Source organism: Actinorhabdospora filicis, from assembly GCF_030269765.1.
GTDB classification, from domain to species: domain Bacteria; phylum Actinomycetota; class Actinomycetes; order Mycobacteriales; family Micromonosporaceae; genus Actinorhabdospora; species Actinorhabdospora filicis.
Map to the genome: position 1 here is coordinate 1,349,002 of NZ_BSTX01000002.1, position 17,222 is coordinate 1,366,223.

Annotated in this window: 15 protein-coding genes; 3 read left to right on the forward strand and 12 right to left on the reverse strand. The window is 70.7% G+C overall.

Annotated elements, in window-relative coordinates:
* Positions 1-32: 32 nt before the first annotated feature.
* Complete coding sequence (locus QSK10_RS19135) at positions 33-1,127, forward strand: DUF3866 family protein (RefSeq protein WP_285664219.1); 1,095 nt, start codon at positions 33-35, stop codon at positions 1,125-1,127.
* Positions 1,128-1,152: 25 nt separating this feature from the next.
* Here the strand turns inward: QSK10_RS19135 and QSK10_RS19140 are convergent, their stop codons facing one another.
* The 8 genes from QSK10_RS19140 to QSK10_RS19175 form a co-directional block, all read right to left on the reverse strand.
* Positions 1,153-1,491, reverse strand: coding sequence for a hypothetical protein (locus QSK10_RS19140; protein ID WP_285664490.1), 339 nt, complete (start codon positions 1,489-1,491; stop codon positions 1,153-1,155).
* Positions 1,492-1,520: 29 nt separating this feature from the next.
* The gene (pafA, locus tag QSK10_RS19145; RefSeq protein ID WP_285664220.1) at positions 1,521-2,882 is read right to left on the reverse strand and encodes a Pup--protein ligase; all 1,362 of its coding nucleotides are present in this window, start codon (positions 2,880-2,882) and stop codon (positions 1,521-1,523) included.
* A 153-nt stretch (positions 2,883-3,035) separates the two neighbouring features.
* Positions 3,036-3,839: a proteasome subunit alpha gene (gene prcA, locus QSK10_RS19150; protein WP_349497694.1), complete on the reverse strand. Its 804-nt coding sequence runs from the start codon at positions 3,837-3,839 to the stop codon at positions 3,036-3,038.
* A gap of 33 nt (positions 3,840-3,872) precedes the next feature.
* Positions 3,873-4,682 carry a proteasome subunit beta gene (gene prcB / locus QSK10_RS19155; protein WP_285664481.1) on the reverse strand — a complete coding sequence of 270 codons (810 nt, stop codon included), beginning with the start codon at positions 4,680-4,682 and terminating at the stop codon, positions 3,873-3,875.
* Between the two features lie 323 nt (positions 4,683-5,005).
* Positions 5,006-5,224 carry a ubiquitin-like protein Pup gene (locus QSK10_RS19160; RefSeq protein ID WP_285664221.1) on the reverse strand — a complete coding sequence of 73 codons (219 nt, stop codon included), beginning with the start codon at positions 5,222-5,224 and terminating at the stop codon, positions 5,006-5,008.
* A gap of 171 nt (positions 5,225-5,395) precedes the next feature.
* Positions 5,396-6,916 carry a depupylase/deamidase Dop gene (gene dop, locus QSK10_RS19165; protein ID WP_349497695.1) on the reverse strand — a complete coding sequence of 507 codons (1,521 nt, stop codon included), beginning with the start codon at positions 6,914-6,916 and terminating at the stop codon, positions 5,396-5,398.
* A 22-nt stretch (positions 6,917-6,938) separates the two neighbouring features.
* Positions 6,939-8,957, reverse strand: a complete 2,019-nt coding sequence (locus QSK10_RS19170) for a hypothetical protein (protein WP_285664222.1) — start codon at positions 8,955-8,957, stop codon at positions 6,939-6,941.
* Positions 8,958-8,967: 10 nt separating this feature from the next.
* Entirely contained in the window at positions 8,968-9,936 is a 969-nt protein-coding gene (locus tag QSK10_RS19175) for a lysylphosphatidylglycerol synthase transmembrane domain-containing protein (protein WP_285664223.1), read from the reverse strand.
* Positions 9,937-10,247: 311 nt separating this feature from the next.
* Between QSK10_RS19175 and QSK10_RS19180 the strand changes: the two genes are divergently transcribed.
* Positions 10,248-11,348 (forward strand): DegT/DnrJ/EryC1/StrS family aminotransferase, encoded by a 1,101-nt coding sequence (locus QSK10_RS19180; RefSeq protein WP_285664224.1) that lies wholly within the window; start codon positions 10,248-10,250, stop codon positions 11,346-11,348.
* A gap of 1 nt (position 11,349) precedes the next feature.
* Positions 11,350-12,303 carry a Gfo/Idh/MocA family protein gene (locus QSK10_RS19185; RefSeq protein WP_285664225.1) on the forward strand — a complete coding sequence of 318 codons (954 nt, stop codon included), beginning with the start codon at positions 11,350-11,352 and terminating at the stop codon, positions 12,301-12,303.
* 1,100 nt (positions 12,304-13,403) lie between these two features.
* Here QSK10_RS19185 and QSK10_RS19190 read toward each other — a convergent pair.
* The 4 genes from QSK10_RS19190 to QSK10_RS19205 are packed head-to-tail and all read right to left on the reverse strand — an operon-like array spanning position 13,404 to position 17,195.
* Positions 13,404-14,582, reverse strand: a complete 1,179-nt coding sequence (locus QSK10_RS19190; RefSeq protein WP_285664226.1) for a glycosyltransferase family 4 protein — start codon at positions 14,580-14,582, stop codon at positions 13,404-13,406.
* A 34-nt stretch (positions 14,583-14,616) separates the two neighbouring features.
* The gene (locus tag QSK10_RS34315) at positions 14,617-15,069 is read right to left on the reverse strand and encodes an acyltransferase (protein WP_285664227.1); all 453 of its coding nucleotides are present in this window, start codon (positions 15,067-15,069) and stop codon (positions 14,617-14,619) included.
* Between the two features lie 35 nt (positions 15,070-15,104).
* On the reverse strand, positions 15,105-16,040 hold the full coding sequence (locus QSK10_RS19200; RefSeq protein ID WP_285664228.1) for an NAD-dependent epimerase/dehydratase family protein: 936 nt from the start codon (positions 16,038-16,040) through the stop codon (positions 15,105-15,107).
* Positions 16,041-16,055: 15 nt separating this feature from the next.
* Positions 16,056-17,195, reverse strand: a complete 1,140-nt coding sequence (locus QSK10_RS19205; RefSeq protein ID WP_285664229.1) for a DegT/DnrJ/EryC1/StrS family aminotransferase — start codon at positions 17,193-17,195, stop codon at positions 16,056-16,058.
* Between the last annotated feature and the right edge of the window lie 27 nt (positions 17,196-17,222).

The window sequence follows — 17,222 nt, forward strand, 5'->3', positions numbered from 1 at the left end:
TACGAACGTGTGGCCCTGCTAACCTCCCCCTCGTGGTGCGGTGGCGAAGCGGAACGGTGACGGCACTGGGACGCGCCTGGAACGGCGCGCGCGAGCTGACGGTGGAACTCCACCGCAGAACCCCCGACGATCCAGAGACCGTCCGGGCGCTCGCCTACACCGAGCTCATCGGGACGCCCGCCGTCGGCGACCGCGTCCTGCTCAACACCAACGCCCTCAAAGCCGGGCTCGGCACCGGCGGCTACGCCCACGTCATCGCCCTCCCCGACGCGCTCCCCGAGGACCGGACCACCCCCGGCCACGTCGTCAAGGCCCGGTACACGCCCATGCAGACGATGGTCCTGGCCGCCGACGAGGAGGCCTCCCCCCACCGCGACGCCCTGGCCACCGCCGACGACATCGGCGGAATGCCCGTCGTCACCGCCGACCTGCACTCGGCCCTCCCCGCGATCCTGGCCGGAGTCCACGCCGGCGGACCGAACCTGCGCGTCGCCTACGTCATGACCGACGGAGGCGCGCTCCCCGCGTGGTTCTCCCGCACCCTCGACGGCCTCGCCCCGCTCCTGGCGGGCACCGTCACCACCGGGCAGACCTTCGGCGGCGACCTCGAAGCCACCAACGTGCACACCGGCCTCCTGGCCGCCCGGCACGCCCTGCGCGCCGACGTCGCCATCGTGACCCAGGGACCCGGCAACCTCGGCACCGGCACGACCTGGGGCTTCTCCGGCACCAGCACCGGCGAGGCGGTCAACGCCACCGCCGCCCTCGGCGGGCGGCCCGTCGGCGCGCTGCGCCTGTCCGACGCCGACGCCCGCGACCGGCACCTGGGCATCTCCCACCACAGCCTCACCGCCTACGGGCGCGTCGCGCTCGCCCCCGCCGACCTCGTACTGCCCGGCGAGCTCCCGAAAGACCTCGAAGACCGGGTCCGCGAGCAGCTGCCCGCGCTCGGACGGCACCGGGTGGTGCGGGTGGCCTCCGAGGGCCTGGACGCCGCCCTCCGCGCGCTGCCGGTGGGCCTGTCGACGATGGGCCGGGGCCTGGACGCCGACCACGCCTACTTCCTGACCAGCGCCGCCGCCGGACGGTACGCCGCGGGCCTCGCCACAGGTGGCGAGGCCCGGTAAGCAGAGCCGGTGAACAGCGCGCCGGTCAGGCCCAGAAGATCAGCGCCGCCCAAGCCGCGACGAACGCGATCAGGGCCACCGTCAGCACCCACGTCGGGACCTTGAAGTCGCCCCGGCGGTTGCGCTCGATCTCGTCGCGGATCTTCTGGCGGCGACGCTCCATGCGGCCCATCCGGCCCTTCACGGGCCGGCGGACCTCGTCGGCGGCGGCCTGCGCCTCCGGCGTCAGCGCCGTGCCCTCGGGCTCGGCGGTCTCCGCAGTGGCGGTGTCCTCGCCGGCCTCCGGCTCGGCGGGCTTCCCCTCGGCCGTCACCACGGCCTCGTCCGGGGTCACCTCGTCGTCACCGGCAGACTTCGTCGCCACTGGAAACCACCGCCCTCACGTCATGCGCGTCACATACCGGCGATGAGCTTATCCACACGCTCATCACGAGAACGGAACGGATCCTTGCACAGCACGGTGCGCTGCGCCTGATCGTTCAGTTTCAGGTGCACCCAGTCGACGGTGAAATCACGGCGGCGCTCCTGCGCGCGGCGGATGAACTCGCCGCGCAGCCGCGCCCGGGTGGTCTGCGGCGGACGCTCCTTGGCCTCGAAGATCTCCACGTCACCGGCGATCCGGTCGACCAGCCCGCGCCGCTCCATCAGGTAGTACAGGCCCCGGCCGCGCCGCACGTCGTGGTAGGCGAGGTCGAGCTGCGCCACCCGCGGCGAGGACATCGGCATGTCGCCGTTCTTGGCGCGGTAGCGCTCGATGAGCTTCAGCTTGGCGATCCAGTCGACCTCACGTTCGACCGCGCCCAGGTTGTCGCTCTCGATGGCCTCCAGGACCCGGCCCCACAGCTCCACGACACGCTTGGCGACCTCGTCGCCGCCACGGCGCTCCACGAAGTCGGCGGCCTTGGCCAGGTACTCCTGCTGGATCTGCAGCGCGCTGGCCTCACGGCCGTTGGCCAGGCGGACCTTGCGCTGGCCGGTGATGTCGTGGGAGACCTCGCGGATCGCCCGGATCGGGTTCTCCAGGGTCAGGTCCCGCATCGCCACGCCCGCCTCGATCATCCGCAGGACCAGGTCGGCGCTGCCCACCTTCAAGAAGGTGGTCACCTCGTTCATGTTGGAGTCGCCGACGATGACGTGCAGGCGGCGGTAGCGCTCGGCGTCGGCGTGCGGCTCGTCGCGGGTGTTGATGATCGGCCGCGACCGCGTCGTCGCCGAGGACACCCCCTCCCAGATGTGCTCGGCGCGCTGCGACAGGCAGTACACCGCGCCCCGGGGCGTCTGGAGGACCTTCCCGGCACCGCAGATCAACTGCCGGGTCACCAGGAACGGGATCAGGATGTCGGCCAGCCGCCCGAACTCGCCGTGCCGGGAGACCAGGAAGTTCTCATGGCAGCCGTAGGAGTTTCCGGCCGAGTCGGTGTTGTTCTTGAACAAGTAGATGTCACCGGCGATGCCCTCGTCGTGCAGGCGCCGCTCGGCGTCGATCAGCAGACCCTCTAGGATGCGCTCGCCGGCCCGGTCGTGCCGCACCAGCTCGGTCACCGAGTCGCATTCGGGCGTGGCGTACTCGGGATGGGAGCCGACGTCGAGATAAAGGCGGGCCCCATTGCGCAGGAACACGTTGCTGGAGCGGCCCCAGCTGACCACCCGACGGAAGAGGTAACGCGCCACCTCGTCGGGCGAGAGCCGCCGTTGTCCACGGAACGTACAGGTCACACCGTACTCGGTCTCCAGACCGAAAATCCGCCTGTCCATGGGACGACACTACCGGTCGAAGCCGACAGTCCACACTGTCGATACCGACAGTTTTTACGCGCCATCACCTACGGTGAACACAACACGGGCGGTGAGCACACGGTGCCCACCGCCCGCATCGGACGATCTCACGGTCCGAAGGGGACCGCCGGATCAGGCGTCGCCGTCCTTCTTCTCGTCGCCGCCGGTCTCACCGTCGATGATCTCGTCGAGCGGGACGTCGACCTCGTCCTCGTCGGGCGTCTCCTCCACCGGAGGCTCAGCCGGGAGCAGCGCCTCCAGCGCGGCGCCCCGGATGCGCCGGAACGTCCGGCCCGGCTTGCCGCGGTCGAGGATGGCGACCTCCAGCTGACCGGCCTTCAGTTCGCGCGCCGCGCCGCCCTCGCCGCCGACGCTGCCCAGGGCCTTCACTGCCAGGGCGAGCGCGGTCGCCAGGTCGGCACCGGCCTCATAGGACTCGCGGACCACGGAGCCGATCTGCTCGGCCAGGCCGCCCATCGCCACGAAGCCCGGCTCGTCGTTGATCGAGCCGTCGTAGGTCAGGCGGTACAGCTCGTCGTCCTCGGGGGTCTCGCCGACGCCCGCCACGCACACCTCGACCTCGAAGGGCTTGGTCTGCTCGGTGAAGATGGCGCCCAGGCTCTGCGCGAACACGTTCGCCAGGGGCCAGGCCGTCACGTCCCGGCGGTCGTAGGCGTAGCCGCGCAGGTCGGCCATGCGCACACCGGCCGCGCGGAGGTTCTCGAACTCGTTGTAGCGGCCGACGGCGGCGAAACCGATCCGGTCGTAGATCTCGCTGATCTTGTGCAGCGCGGTCGAGAGGTTCTCGGCCACGAACAGCACGCCTCCGGCGTAACTGAGGACGACGACGCTGCGGCCGCGCGAGATGCCCTTGCGGGCGTACTCCGAGCGGTCCCGCATGATCTGTTCGGGCGAGGTGTAGAACTGCATGGCCACGACGGCGGTCTCCCTTCAACTACCGGACAACGACTAACGGCCGGGACGCTCGGTGCGCTCGGCGATGACCTCACGGGCGATGGCGGCGATGTCGTCGTCGCCGATCCGCTCGGTCCCTTCCGCGGTCGCCGTCATCACCACCGGGAACAGGCCGCGGGTGAGGTCGGGCCCACCCGTCGCGCTGTCCTCGTCGGCGGCGTCGTACAGCGCCTCGACGGCCCAGCGGAGCGCGCTGCGCGCGTCGGCGCCGGGCCGGTAGAGCTTCTTGAGCGCCGAGCGCGCGAACAGCGAGCCGGAGCCGATGCCGTCGTACTCGCGCTCCTCGTAGAGGCCGCCGGCCACGTCGTAGCTGAAGATGCGGCCCACGGTGGCGGGCTCGACCGCGTCGAGGTCGAAACCGGCGAACAGCGGGACCACGGCCAGGCCCTGCATGGCCGCGCCGAGGTTGCCGCGCACCAGGGTCGCCAGGCGGTTGGCCTTGCCCCGCAGCGACATCGGGGTGCCCTCGATCTTCTCGAAGTGCTCCAGCTCGACCTGGAACAGCTTCGCCATCTCGATGCCGATGCCCGCCGCGCCGGCGATGCCGACCAGCGAGTAGGAGTCGGACGGGTAGACCTTCTCGATGTCGCGGCTGGCGATCAGGTTGCCCTGGGTCGCGCGACGGTCGCCGGCCATGATGACGCCGCCGTCGAAGGCGAGGGCGACGATGGTGGTGGCATGCGGCTGCGCGCCGTCGAGGGCCCCCGGGGGGAGGGCGCGGCGACCGGGCAGCAGCTCGGGCGCGGCGGCCTGGAGGAACTCGGCGAACGAGGACGAGCCGGTCGCGGTGAAGGCCGCCGGCATCCGTCCCGGGAAGTCTGCTCCAGTGGTCACGGGCTCCCTCTTCCTGTCACTCGGTCTGCGTCCGTTCGGCGTACGGTACGGCACGCCAAAGATACTGAAGGTCGCGCCGCGCGTCGTCTCTCCCCCACGCGGCGCGCCTCCCGGAGGAGGGGCGGGCACGGTGAAGGGCGGCGACTCCGCGCTCGCGCCCGGTGGTCTCCGCCCGTCCCCGTTGCCGTCGGCTGGGTTCTGTTGCTCCGGAGGGCCGTGCCCGCCGGTCGTTCCCCGCTCAACCGCCCCCCTCTCGTGTTGTCACCCGGCCACCCGCCCGAAGGGACGAGCGGCTACTCGCCGCCCTTCTGGACGAACGACCGCACGAACTCCGACGCGTTGCTCTCCAGCGCGGCGTCGATCTCGTCGAGAAGGTCGTCGACCTCCTCGGTGAGCTCCTCGTGACGGGCCTGCACCTCCGGGTTGGCCTCCGGCGGCGGGGTCTCGTCGATCTCGGACTCCTGGCGCGAACGGGAGGACTGCGACTGTCCCCCACTGTCCTTGGTCGCCATCGCCATCACCTCATGTCCTGTTTCGGGGTAGCTCACAGTAACGGCTGTGTACTGGTGTGCTAACCGTGTGCTCTGAACCGTACCGCGAAGATCCGGCGTCCGCACGCGGCGGACGCCGGTCCACATTGTCCAATCCGTGTCAGGTGAACGCGAGTCACGGGTGGACCGCGCTCACCTTCCGCCGGTGATGATGTCGAGCAGGTCCTTGGCCGAGGCGCACCGGTCGAACAGCGCGCCCACGTGCGCCTCGGTGCCCTTCTCGGGCTCCATCATCGGCACGCGGATGAGCGATTCGCTGCCGACGTCGAAGATGACCGAGTCCCACGACGCGGCGACGACCTCGGTGCCGTACTTCGACAGGCAGCGCCCGCGGAAGTAGGCGCGGGTGTCCTTGGGCGGCTCGCCCATCGCGGCGCGGATCTCGTCCTCGGTGAACAGGGTCCGCATGGCGCCGCGCGCGACGAGCCGGTTGTAGAGGCCCTTGCCGGGACGCACGTCGGAGTACTGCAGGTCGACCAGGTGCAGCTTCGGGTGCTCCCAGCCCAGGCCCTCGCGGTCGCGGTAACCCTTGAGGATGCGGTACTTGGCGACCCAGTCCAGCTCCTCGGCCAGCAGCATCGGGTCGCGCTCCAGCCGGTCCAGGACGCTCTCCCAGCGCGCGAGGACGTCCCGGGTGACCTCGTCTGCGTCCTGGCCCCAGCGGTCCTCCACGTAGGCCTTGGCGCGGCGGAAGTACTCCCACTGGACCTGCACGGCCGTCATGCGGCGCCCGTCGCGCAGGCGCACCTTGTGCGTGAGGGTCGGGTCGTGGCTGATGGCCTTCAGCTCGGCGACGGGGTCGGCGATGCCGAGATCGCCGGTGAGGGCCTTGTCCTCGATCATCGCCAGGATCAGCGAGGTCGTGCCCATCTTCAGGAAGGTGGAGATCTCGGAGAGGTTGGCGTCACCGATGATGACGTGCAGGCGCCGGTACTTGTCGGCGTCGGCGTGCGGCTCGTCGCGGGTGTTGATGATGGGCCGCTTCAGCGTCGTCTCCAGGCCGACCTCGACCTCGAAGTAGTCGGCGCGCTGCGACAGCTGGAAACCCGCGCGGGACCCGTCGGGCCCGATGCCGACGCGCCCGGCGCCGGTGACCACGTTGCGGGTGACGAAGAACGGCGTCAGGTACGCGACGATGTCGGCGAAGGGCGTCGAGCGGCTCATGAGGTAGTTCTCATGCGCGCCGTAGCTGGCGCCCTTGTTGTCGGTGTTGTTCTTGTACAGGTTGATCGGCTGGTGGCCCGGGACGGTGGCGGCCCGCCGCGCCGCCTCGGCCATCACGCGCTCGCCGGCCTTGTCCCACAGGACCAGGTCGCGGGGGTTGGTGACCTCGGGCGTGGAGTACTCGGGGTGGGCGTGGTCGACGTACAGGCGAGCGCCGTTGGTCAGGATGACGTTCGCCAGGCCGAGGTCTTCGTCGGCGAGGGTCTCGGCGGGGTCGTACATGGCCCCGGTGTAGGTGAAGCCCCGCGCGTCACGCAGGGGCGACTCTTCCTCGTAGTCCCAGCGGGCCCGCCCGCCCTTGGCGAGCTCGGGGCGGGCTCCGTAGGCGTTCACGATCTGGCTGGAGGTCACCATGGGGTTGGCGCCCGGCTGTCCTGGCACTGAGATGCCGTATTCGACTTCGGTGCCCATGATGCGGCGAACGGTCATGTTGGAAGCCTAGACGCCGGAATCAGGTGGTGGGTGGTGGTCCTTCCCCGGGAAGGTCCTCGGCGAGGATGACGGTGAGGCCCGCGCCAGGGTTGGTGGCGGCGAATTCGCGCAGGATGGCGGCGGTGCCGGGGTCGTTGGTGATGACCCGCAGGGGCACCTTGCTCTCGGTGCAGACGAGTTTGTACAGGTCGAGGCTGGTCTGCGTGGTGGCGTCGAGCTTGTCGCCGGGTTCGTGGCCGCGCAGTCCGGTGAGCTCCACGCCGTAGATCTGGCGGTAGAGGCCACCGATGTTGCGGTTGAGGATCGAGGTGACCAGCGTCAGTTGCTGGTTGGCCACGCCGCTGGAGCTGAACACGATCTGGGTGGGGACACCGTCGCCGACGAGGCCGCGCTGCGCCAGCCAGGTGAGCGCGGGGGTGAACCCGGCGTAGATGGTGCCGGACCCGTAGACGCTGACCCAGTTGGTGTCGGGCCCCGGCTGATGCTCGGCGTGGTTGTACTTGGCGGGGCCACTGGGGATGGTCCCGGTGATGACGGCGGCCAGCAGCACCATCGCCACGGCGGTGACGCCGGGGTGGACGGGCAGGCGCAGCCGTGGTTTGACGTGCGCGAGCGCGCCCGCGCAGGTCACCAGGTTGACGATGGCGAGGGCGTAGACGACCTTCTCGAAGTAGTAGGAGCCGGTCCCGATGAACGCCACGTTGTAGATCCACAGGCCGATGGCGAACAGCAGCCCGGCGATGTTGGTGATCGCCAGGACCCGCAGGCGCGGGCTGCGAGTGAGCCCGCGGCGCACGAGCGCGACGGCGGCCAGCGCCAGCAGCGCGAAGGCCAGGGTCCGGGGCATCACGATGATGAAGCCGGTGGCGTTGACGTGGTCGCTGGCCTCGAAGCCCTGGAGGGCGGGGATGACGACCTGGAGGGACGCGGCGGCGCCGAAGAACACCGCGGCGGCGATGAGCATCCGCGGGTGGCGTTTCAGCCGCCGCCACTGGATCGCCAGCGCGGCCAGGACCGCGATCGCGGCGAACACCGCGTAGAGGGTGTAGGTGTGCGCGACGGCCACGGTGAGCGCGCCGGCCAGGAGCAGCTGCTCGCCGACGGACTTGGTGGGCCGGGCCAGGACGGCGACCAGCAGCGCCAGGAACAGCATCCCGGCGGTCTGCGCGTCGAAGCCCTCCCACAGGCCGGTGGTGTAGATGCCGGTGGCCAGGAACAGCAGGATCGTCGTCGTGGCCAGCATCTGCTTCCACGCGGCGAGGCCGGGCGCGAGGTACCGGGCGGCCCAGGCGACGGTCACGGCGAACACGGCGTAGGAGATGAGGACGTACCAGTGGTAGCGCTGGAGGGCGTCCAGCGACCGGCCGGGGTCGGTGGTGCCGGTCATGAACGAGTCGATGACGGCGTACACGTAGTGCATCCCGGCGGGGTAGGCCGGGAGCATGCTCGACTCCAGCATCGGCGCGGCCTCGTGGGGCTGCACGGCCGGGTATCCGCCCAGGACGCGGATGGTGTCGAAGAGGTTGAACTGGCGCAGCCGGTCGCCGGTGATGCCGGCGTAGGCGGCCCAGCCCAGGCCGGTGGTGGCCATGGTCGGCTTGGCGGCCAGCAGTCCGGCCAGGACGCCCCCGGCGGTCATGGTGACGTCGGTGGGTGTGACCCGCCGCGGCATCTGCGGGCGCCGCCCGGTCAGGTACGACGCCACCACGAGGATCGTGAGCGCGGCTCCCCCGATGGGCACCGGCGCCAGCCCCCACGGCCACAGCGTGGTGACGTAGCCGCCGATGATGAGGAGACCGGCGACGAGCCCGAGGGCGGGCACGAGCCGGTCGAGGAGCGTCGTCCCGATGCGCAGCAGCGAGGCGGTGCCCAGCCAGATCACCGGCAGCAGCAGCCAGTCCAGCCCGATGAGGTGGGCGGCGACGGCCAGGGCCCAGGAGCCGGCCAGGAAAAGCAGGAACCGCGCCGGGTCGCGGCGCGGGTGCACGGACTTGTCGGAGGGCGCGTTCGCACCCGCCGACCGGAGTTCGGTCAGCATGGGTGCGTCTCTAGCCCTTCGCCTCGGTCTTGTGCTTGCGGAGCTCGGCCACGGTGGAGATCCCCGCGGCGCCACCGGCGACGAGATCGGCAACGGTGAACACCGCCCGGGAGATCGCGGCGATGGCCACGGCCGTGGTCAGGCCGACGAACGGGGCGAGCGCGGCGGTGATGACGCCGTCGCGGACGCCGAGTCCGCTGGGGGCGATCACCACGAGCATGCCGATGGTCATCGCGAGGGAGAAGGAGCCGACGCTGCGGAACAGCCCGTCGAGGCCCGGGTCGGTCGCCGCGTTGGCCAGCAGCCACAGGTGCACGCCGAAGCACACGAACGCCACCGCCGACAGCGCGGTTGCGGTGAGCACGGTCCGCCAGCTGATCTGGTGCCCGAGGGGCGGGCGGCGCAGGACGCGCAGGAAGATCTCGATGAGGCGGGTGAGGACCTTGGGGTGCGCGCAGAACAGGGCGACGGGGATCAGCGCCAGCAGCACCCACATGAACGGCTCTCCGCCGTCGGTGGCCCGCAGCGACGGCAGCCCGAACAGGCCGATCAGCAGCGAGGCGGTGGTGGAGAGGCCCACGGCGATGATGGACGCCACGAACGCCCGCGCGCGGGGGATCCCGGCGCGCTTGCCGAGCTCCATCTGCGCCACGTAGGCCCACACCGAGCCGGGCAGGTACTTGGCGAGGTTGCCCAGGAGGGTGATGCGCGCCGCCGAGGCGACCGTCACCTCGCTGTCCAGGGACCGCACGATGACCCGCCAGGCCAGGACATTGGCGTACATCCCGGCGAAAACCGCCGCGAAGGACAGGAGCACCGACTGCCAGGCGAGCTGGAAGAGATAGGCGGTGATGTCGTCCCACGAGGAATAGAGCGAATACCCGACCGCGAGGAGCACCGCCGCGATGAATCCGTACCGGACGGTATGGACCACGAGCGGCTTGGCGACGACCGACTTGATGCGTGCGAGAAGGCTCACGGGGGCGTCTTTCGCGGGGGCCGCACTCTCAGTGTCGATGGTGCTTTCCCTCTCGCGTGGGTCCGTCTTTGCCATGTCTGGTGAGGTCACGGCGGTGAGTTCGGACACCGACGCACTCCTTTCAGCCGCCCCAGGCTCGCATGGGTTCGTGACCGGCGAGTGGGTGCAAGGTTACGCCGGAATGGGAATGGTTTGAACAGGAGACACTAGCATGTGAGCGCTATACGGGGACGCGTTGACCTGGGGGCCGGTTTGGTACCGTCGGCCTCGCTTTCCCACATGACGGTCCCCCCACTGGTTGGAGTAAACGCGTGATCCCTGTGTCGACGGTCCGGTTGCCCGAGGGCACCGAGGAGCTGGTCACCGAGGTCATCCGGTCCGGGATGCTGGCCAGCGGACCGAAGGTCGCGGCTCTCGAAGAGGCCTTCGCCGCGCTGACCGGCGCCGAGCACGCGATCGCCGTGAACAACGGCACCACCGCCCTCGTCGCCGCCGTCCAGGCACTGGACCTCCAGCCCGGCGACGAGGTGATCACCAGCCCCTTCACGTTCGTCGCGACCCTGAACGCGATCCTGGAGGCCGGGGCCACCGCCCGCTTCGCCGACATCGACGCCACCGACTTCTGCGTCACCGCCGAGGCCCTCGCCGGCGCGGTCACCGACCGCACGAAGGTCCTCATGCCGGTCCACCTGTACGGGCAGACCGCCGACATGGCCGCCATCCCGGCGCTGGCCGCCGAGAAGGGCCTCGCCGTCATCGAGGACGCCGCGCAGGCCGTCGGCGCCACCTTCGACGGGCGCGGCGCCGGCTCCTTCGGCATCGGCTGCTTCTCCCTGTACGGGACGAAGAACATCACCACGGGCGAAGGCGGGATGATCACCACCTCCGACGCCGCCCTCGCCGACAAGCTGCGCGTCCTGCGCAACCAGGGCATGCGCGCCCGCTACCAGTACGAGATGGCCGGCCACAACTACCGGCTCACCGATCTCCAGGCCGCCATCGCGCTGCCCCAGATCGGCCTGTACGACGAGGTCGTCAAGGCCCGCAAGAGCAACGCCGCGCGCCTGTCCGCCGGGCTCGCCGACGTCCCCGGCCTGACCCTGCCGACCGAGCTGCCCGGCCGCTCCCACGTGTGGCACCAGTACACGGTCCTCGTCTCCGGCGAGGCCCCCGTGAACCGCGACGAGCTGGCCGCCAAGCTCCTGGAGCGCGGCGTCGGGTCCGGCGTGTACTACCCGAAGACCGTCTTCGACTACGACTGCTACCGCGACAACCCGCGCGTCATCGCCTCCGACGTGCCCGTCGCCGAGCGCGTCGCCCGCGAGTGCCTGTCGCTCCCGGTGCACCAGTACCTGTCCGAAGCCGACCTCGACACCATCGTCGAGGCCGTCCGCACGATCATGGAGGCCTGACATGGCGGCGCCCCGCATCGCCCTCATCGGCGCCGGCTCGATGGGATCCCTGCACGCGCGGGTCATCTCCCAGTCGGAGCGCGCCGAACTGGCCCTCGTGGTCGACCCCGTCCAGCAGACCGGTGAGGCCATCACCGGCCGCTTCGGCGGCACCTGGGCCCCGTCCCTGGACGACGTGAGCGGCATCGACGCCGTCGTCATCGCCGCCCCCACCAGCCTGCACTACAAGCTGGCCGCGCCGGTCCTGGAGGCCGGGCTGCCGCTGCTGGTGGAGAAGCCCGTCACCTCGACCTACGAGGAGTCGGCCGAGCTGGTCGACGTGGCCGCCAAGAACCGCATCCCGCTCATGTGCGGCTTCGTGGAGCGCTTCAACCCCGCCATCGTCACCGTCGCGGCGATGGTGGAGGACCCCGTCCACCTGGCCGCCGTCCGGCACGGCCCCTACGCGCCCCGCATCCGCACCGGCGTGGCCTGGGACCTGCTCATCCACGACGTGGACGCCTGCCTGCGCCTCGTCGGCGGCGAGGCCGCCGGCATCACCGGCGGCACCGGCCGGTTCCACCCCTCGTCGCTGCCCGACGCCGAGGACGTCGCCGACGCCGTGGTGACCTTCGCCAACGGCTCGGTGGCCACCTGCTCGGCCAGCCGCCTCGGCCACCGCAAGGTCCGCACCCTGTCGATCACCGAGCGCCAGCGCGTCATCGAGATCGACCTCCTGCGCCGCGACGTGACGATCTACCGGCACGTGTCGAACGACCTCCAGATGGAGTCCGGCCTCGGCTACCGCCAGCAGACGATCATCGAGATCCCCGAACTGGTGACCAACGTCGAGCCCCTGGTCGCCCAGCTGAACCGCTTCCTCGGCCTGCTGGACGGCACCGTCGACATCGACGAGGAGCGCGAATCGATCCTGGCCCCGCACAAGCTCGTGGCGCAGATGCTCGACGGGTCCTGACCCGGCGGGGAGCGCGCACAGCGTAAACGAACTGCGCGAACGAACTGAGCGAACGAAGGGCCGGTACCGGGTGGTACCGGCCCTTTCGCGTGGCCGGGGGTGGGTGGTTCGGGACGGCGGCAAGCCGGGTGACGGGACGCACTGCGGCACACGGCACACCCGGCGGCGGCACGCGAGACGGTGGGACGTGCGCGACCCGGGCCGGGCCGGGCGGGTGGGCGATGCTTCACCAGCCCGCGTGCCGCAACACGCGTCACCGCCGGGCGAGCCCGCAACCTGAGCCGGGCCTGCCCGGCCGGGCAGGCGGGTGGGGCGACGCTTCACCAGCCCGCATGCCGCAACACGCGTCACGGCCGGGCAAGCCCGCGAGCGCCTCAGGACGGCGGTCCCGCACCTACGCCGCAGCCCCGGCGCACAAGTCACCGGGGACGCCGCATCCCACCCACGCGAAAGTCACGCCTCAGCGGCATGTTCTCGCCACGCTCGCCCATCCCCGCGCCGCGTCGCTTCCAGCGCGAGATGGGGAGGGTGAGGTGGGTGTGGGTGAGGTGGGTGTGGGTGAGGAGGGGTGGTGAACCCGGTGTGTGGCTGGGTGGGTGAGGCGGGCGCGAACCGATGCGTGCGTCACCGGCCCGAGCCCGCCCTTGCGGCCTGGCCGCAGAAGCCCGGCCGGTTCACCAGCCGCCGTGAGCACGCACCACCGTCCACCGACACCCCGCTCCCCGAACCAGCCCGGGCCGTCTCCACCACGAGCCACGTGTGTGCGGCATGTGGTGGCATGTGGCAAGGCGGGTGGGTGGCTAAAGCAGGTGGGTGAACTGGGTCGGCGCACCGGGTCAGGCGAGTGCGAACCAGCGCGTACATCACCGGCCCGAGCCCGCCCTTGCGGCCCGGCCGCAGAAGCCCGGCCGGTTCACCACTCGCCGTGCGCACCCACCACCGTCCACCGACACCCCGCTCCCCGAACCAGCCCGGGCCATCTCCACCACAAGCCACGTGTGTGCGGCACGAAGCAGCGTGGCCGGGCGCGCCCGAAGCCCCGCGAGCCACGCGCCCGCCTCCACGGACACAGCCGGCATGGCGAGCGCAGACCGCCCGCCCTACTCCCCCGCGAGCCGCCCCAATACCTCCAGGTGCTTGTCCAGCACCCGGTCCATCGTGAAGTGCTCCCGGATCAGCGCCTGCCCGGCCAGCGCGACCTCTTTCGCGTGCGCGGGGTCGCGCAGGACGGCGATGATATTGTCGGCCATCGCGTCGGAGTCACCCAGCGGCGTGAGCCAGATGTTGCCGCCGTCGACCAGGTCGATCCCGGGGAAGTTGTCCGCGCGGGCGGGGGCGACCACGGGCACGCCCGCCGCCATCGCCTCCAGGGTCGCGGTGCCGAGCCCGAAGCCCTGCTCGTGGGACTCCACGGAGGCGGCCGCGAGGTAGTGCGGGATGTCGCTCTTGGGCACCACGCCGACCTCGACGATGGCGTGGGTGACGCCGAGCTGCTGGGCGCGCTTCTGGTAGGCGTCGAAGTAGGTGCGGCCGACGACGAGGAGCTTCGCGTCGGGGAACTCCGCCAGGACCTTCGGGAGGGACTCTACCAGCGTCACGCGGTCCCGCAGTGGGATGACGTGCCCGATCGACAGGATCAGGGGCGCGTCGCCGAGGCCGTGGCGTTCGCGGACGAGGGCGGGGTCGCCGCCGAGGGTCCAGTCGGGTTCGACGCCGACGGGGATGTAGTCGAGACCGGCGTAGGCCTTCTTGTAGCGGGCCTTGATGTACTCGTCCATGAGGACGTCCATGACCACCAGGCGCGGCTTGTGCAGCTTCATCGGCGGGCGGACCATCATGGCGTCCAGGGCCCGGAACACGCCGTGGTAGCTGGCCTGCGGGTTCTCCAGGCGGGTGTGCACCGACAGGAGGGTGGGGACCTTCTTCTTCCGCGCCCACAGGCCGGTCGCCCAGGTCAGGTCGAAGAACTGCCCGTGCTGGTGGACGACGTCGGGCCGGAACTCGCCGAGGACCTTCTTCACACGCCGCCAGATCCCGGGGCGGGTGGCGAAGAGGATGTCGAAGGAGACCGCCAGGCGCGTCTGGGGAAGCTGCCAGGACGGCAGGCGCACGATGCGGATGCCGTCGCGCTCCTCGACCGCGGGGGCCCCGCCGTAGGCGGCGGCGATGACGAGGACGTCGTGGCCTCTGGCCGCGTACCCCTTGGCCAGTGACTCCGACAGGTGGGCGCTGCCGCCGGTGCGGGGCGGGAAGAAGTTGTTCACGACCGCGATACGCACTTGAGTGTTCCTCGCTCGAAGGCCAATGGCCCGGTCAGGGGGCGTGCGGGGCCTCGTCCGCCAGGGGGACGAAGCGCACGGTGGCGCCACCGAGTTCGACGGTGGCGGTGGGTCGTGCCGGTACGCCCGCCACCACGGTACGTGGCGGGACGTCGCGCGTCACGACGGCTCCGGCGCCGATGACGGCGTTGTCGCCGATCGTGACGCCCATGTTGATGACGGCGTTGGCGCCGATGAAGACGTGATCGCCGATGACGACCGGCGCGCGGTCGATGTCGGGATACTCGCGGCCGGTGACGCAGCGGCGCGCGGTGGAGTGCGTGTAGATGTGCACCCCGCAGGAGATGTCGCAGCCGGCTCCGATGGTCAGGCCACCGGAGCCGTCCACGACGGTGAACGCCCCGATCCAGGTGCCCTCGCCGATGACGGGGTCGCCGATGATCCAGGCGTGCTGGTTGTACGGGTTGTCGGGCAGCCCGGCGGTCACGGGTGCTCCCTTCGCGTCGGGCCGGCCGTGTTCACTTACGCTTCGAGGGCCTCGGCCACCAGGGCGGACATGCCCTCCTCGACGGTGATGGTGGGCTCCCAGCCGAGCAGCTCCTTGGCGCGGGAGATGTCGGCGGCGCGGCGGGAGACCAGCACGTCGCGCGGGCGGAAGATCGGCTCGACGTCGGAGCCGATGGCCTGGATCAGGATCTTCGCCAGCTGCGCGATGGAGGTGTCCACGCCGGTGCCGACGTTGACCGGGAAGTTCTCCGCCTCGCACTCCAGCGACGCCACGACGGCCTTGGCCAGGTCGGTGACGTGCACGAAGTCCATCGACTGCTCGCCCTTGCCGTCGATCGTCGGCGGCTGGCCGGACTTGATGCGCTGGATGAAGGTGTTGATCACCGAGGTGTAGTACGCGTCGAGCTTCTGGCCCGGCCCGTACACGTTGAAGAAGCGGTTGGCGACCCAGGACAGGCCCTTGGTGCGCTGGTAGAAGCCCAGGAGGTCCTCACCGGCGCGCTTGGTGATGCAGTACGGGGTGAGCGGGCGCAGCGTGTCGTCCTCGTGCATCGGCAGGCGCTCGGGGTCGCCGTACACCGAGGCGGTGGACGCGAAGACCAGCCGCTTCACGCCGAGGTCGGCGGCGGTGGCGAACACGTTGTTGTTGCCGGTCATGTTGATGTCGATCGACTCGTGCGGGTCGGCGACGCTCTTGTTGATCGACACGGTGGCGAAGTGGATCACGTGCGTGCAGCCGCGCATGGCCGCCGCGACGGCCGCGCCGTAGCGCACGTCGCCGACGACGAGCTCGACCTTGCCGGACTCCAGGTACGGGGCGAGCGCGGCCTGGTCGCCGCGGCTCATGTTGTCGAAGACCCGCACGGTGTAGCCGCGCTCCAGGAGGAGCGGCAGGACGTGCATGCCGATGAAGCCGGCGCCGCCGGTGAAGAAGACCTTCTTGTCAGTCATGGTGAGCGTCTCGTCCTAGTTCTTCGAGGCGACCGTGGTGACGATCTCGCGCAGCGTCGCCGCGACGGTCTCGACCTGGTCGTCGGTCAAGTTGGCGTGCATGGGGATGGCGAGGTGGCGGTCGAAGAGGTCGGCCGACACCGGGAGGACCGGCTGCTCGCCGTAGACGGGCTGCTGGTGGGAGGCGTAGGTGCCGAAGGTGCACTGGACGCCCCGGTCGCGCAGGCTCATGGCGACCTCGCCGCGGTTGACGCCCTTGGCGAGCGTCACGACGTAGGACTGCCAGGGGTGGGTGCGGTCGGCGGGGACGTGCGGGAGGGTGAGCAGCTCGAAGTCGCCGAGCAGCTCGCCGTACATCTTGGCGACGGCGGCGCGGGCGTCGAGGATGGCGGGGAGCCGATCGAGCTGGGCGATCATGATCGCGGCCGCGACGTCCGACATGCGGTAGTTGTACCCCGCCTCGTCGAAGACGGGGAGGGGGAGGTTGCTGAGGGCGGCGCGCGTCACGGCGCCTTCGATGCCGTAGGAGTGCATCTTGCGCGCGTAGGCGTCGAGGTCGGCGCGGTCGGTGACGAGGGCGCCGCCCTCACCGGCGGTGATGCCCTTGCGGCCGTGGAAGGAGAAGGTGGCCATGTCGCCCTGGGCGCCGGCGGGGGCGCCCTTGTAGGTGGCGCCGGAGGAGCAGGCGGCGTCCTGGACGATGAACAGCCCGTGCCGGTCGGCGATCGCGCGCAGCTCGTCGTAGTCGGCGGGGAGGCCGAAGGGGTCGACGGCGATGATGCCGGCGGTCTTGTCGGTGACCAGGGACGCCGCGGCCTGCGGGTCGATGGTGAAGGTGTCGGCGCGCACGTCGGCGAAGACGGGCTTGGCGCCGGTCCACATCACCGCGTGGCCGGTCGCGGGGAAGGTGTAGTCGGCCACGATGACCTCGTCGCCGGGCTTGACGCCGAGGGCGAGCATCGCCAGGTGGAGCGCTCCGCCGCAGCTGTTCAGCGCGAGGGCGTGCGCGGTGCCGGTGGCGGCGGCGAACTGCTCCTCGAACTTGCGGCAGGTCGGGCCGTTGCCGGCGAGCCAGCCGGAGGCGAAGACCTCGCGGACGGCCTCGATCTCGGCTTCCCCTACTGTCGGCTGACCGAGGGCGATGATCTCTGACATGTCTCCCCTGACGATAGGACCTCAGAC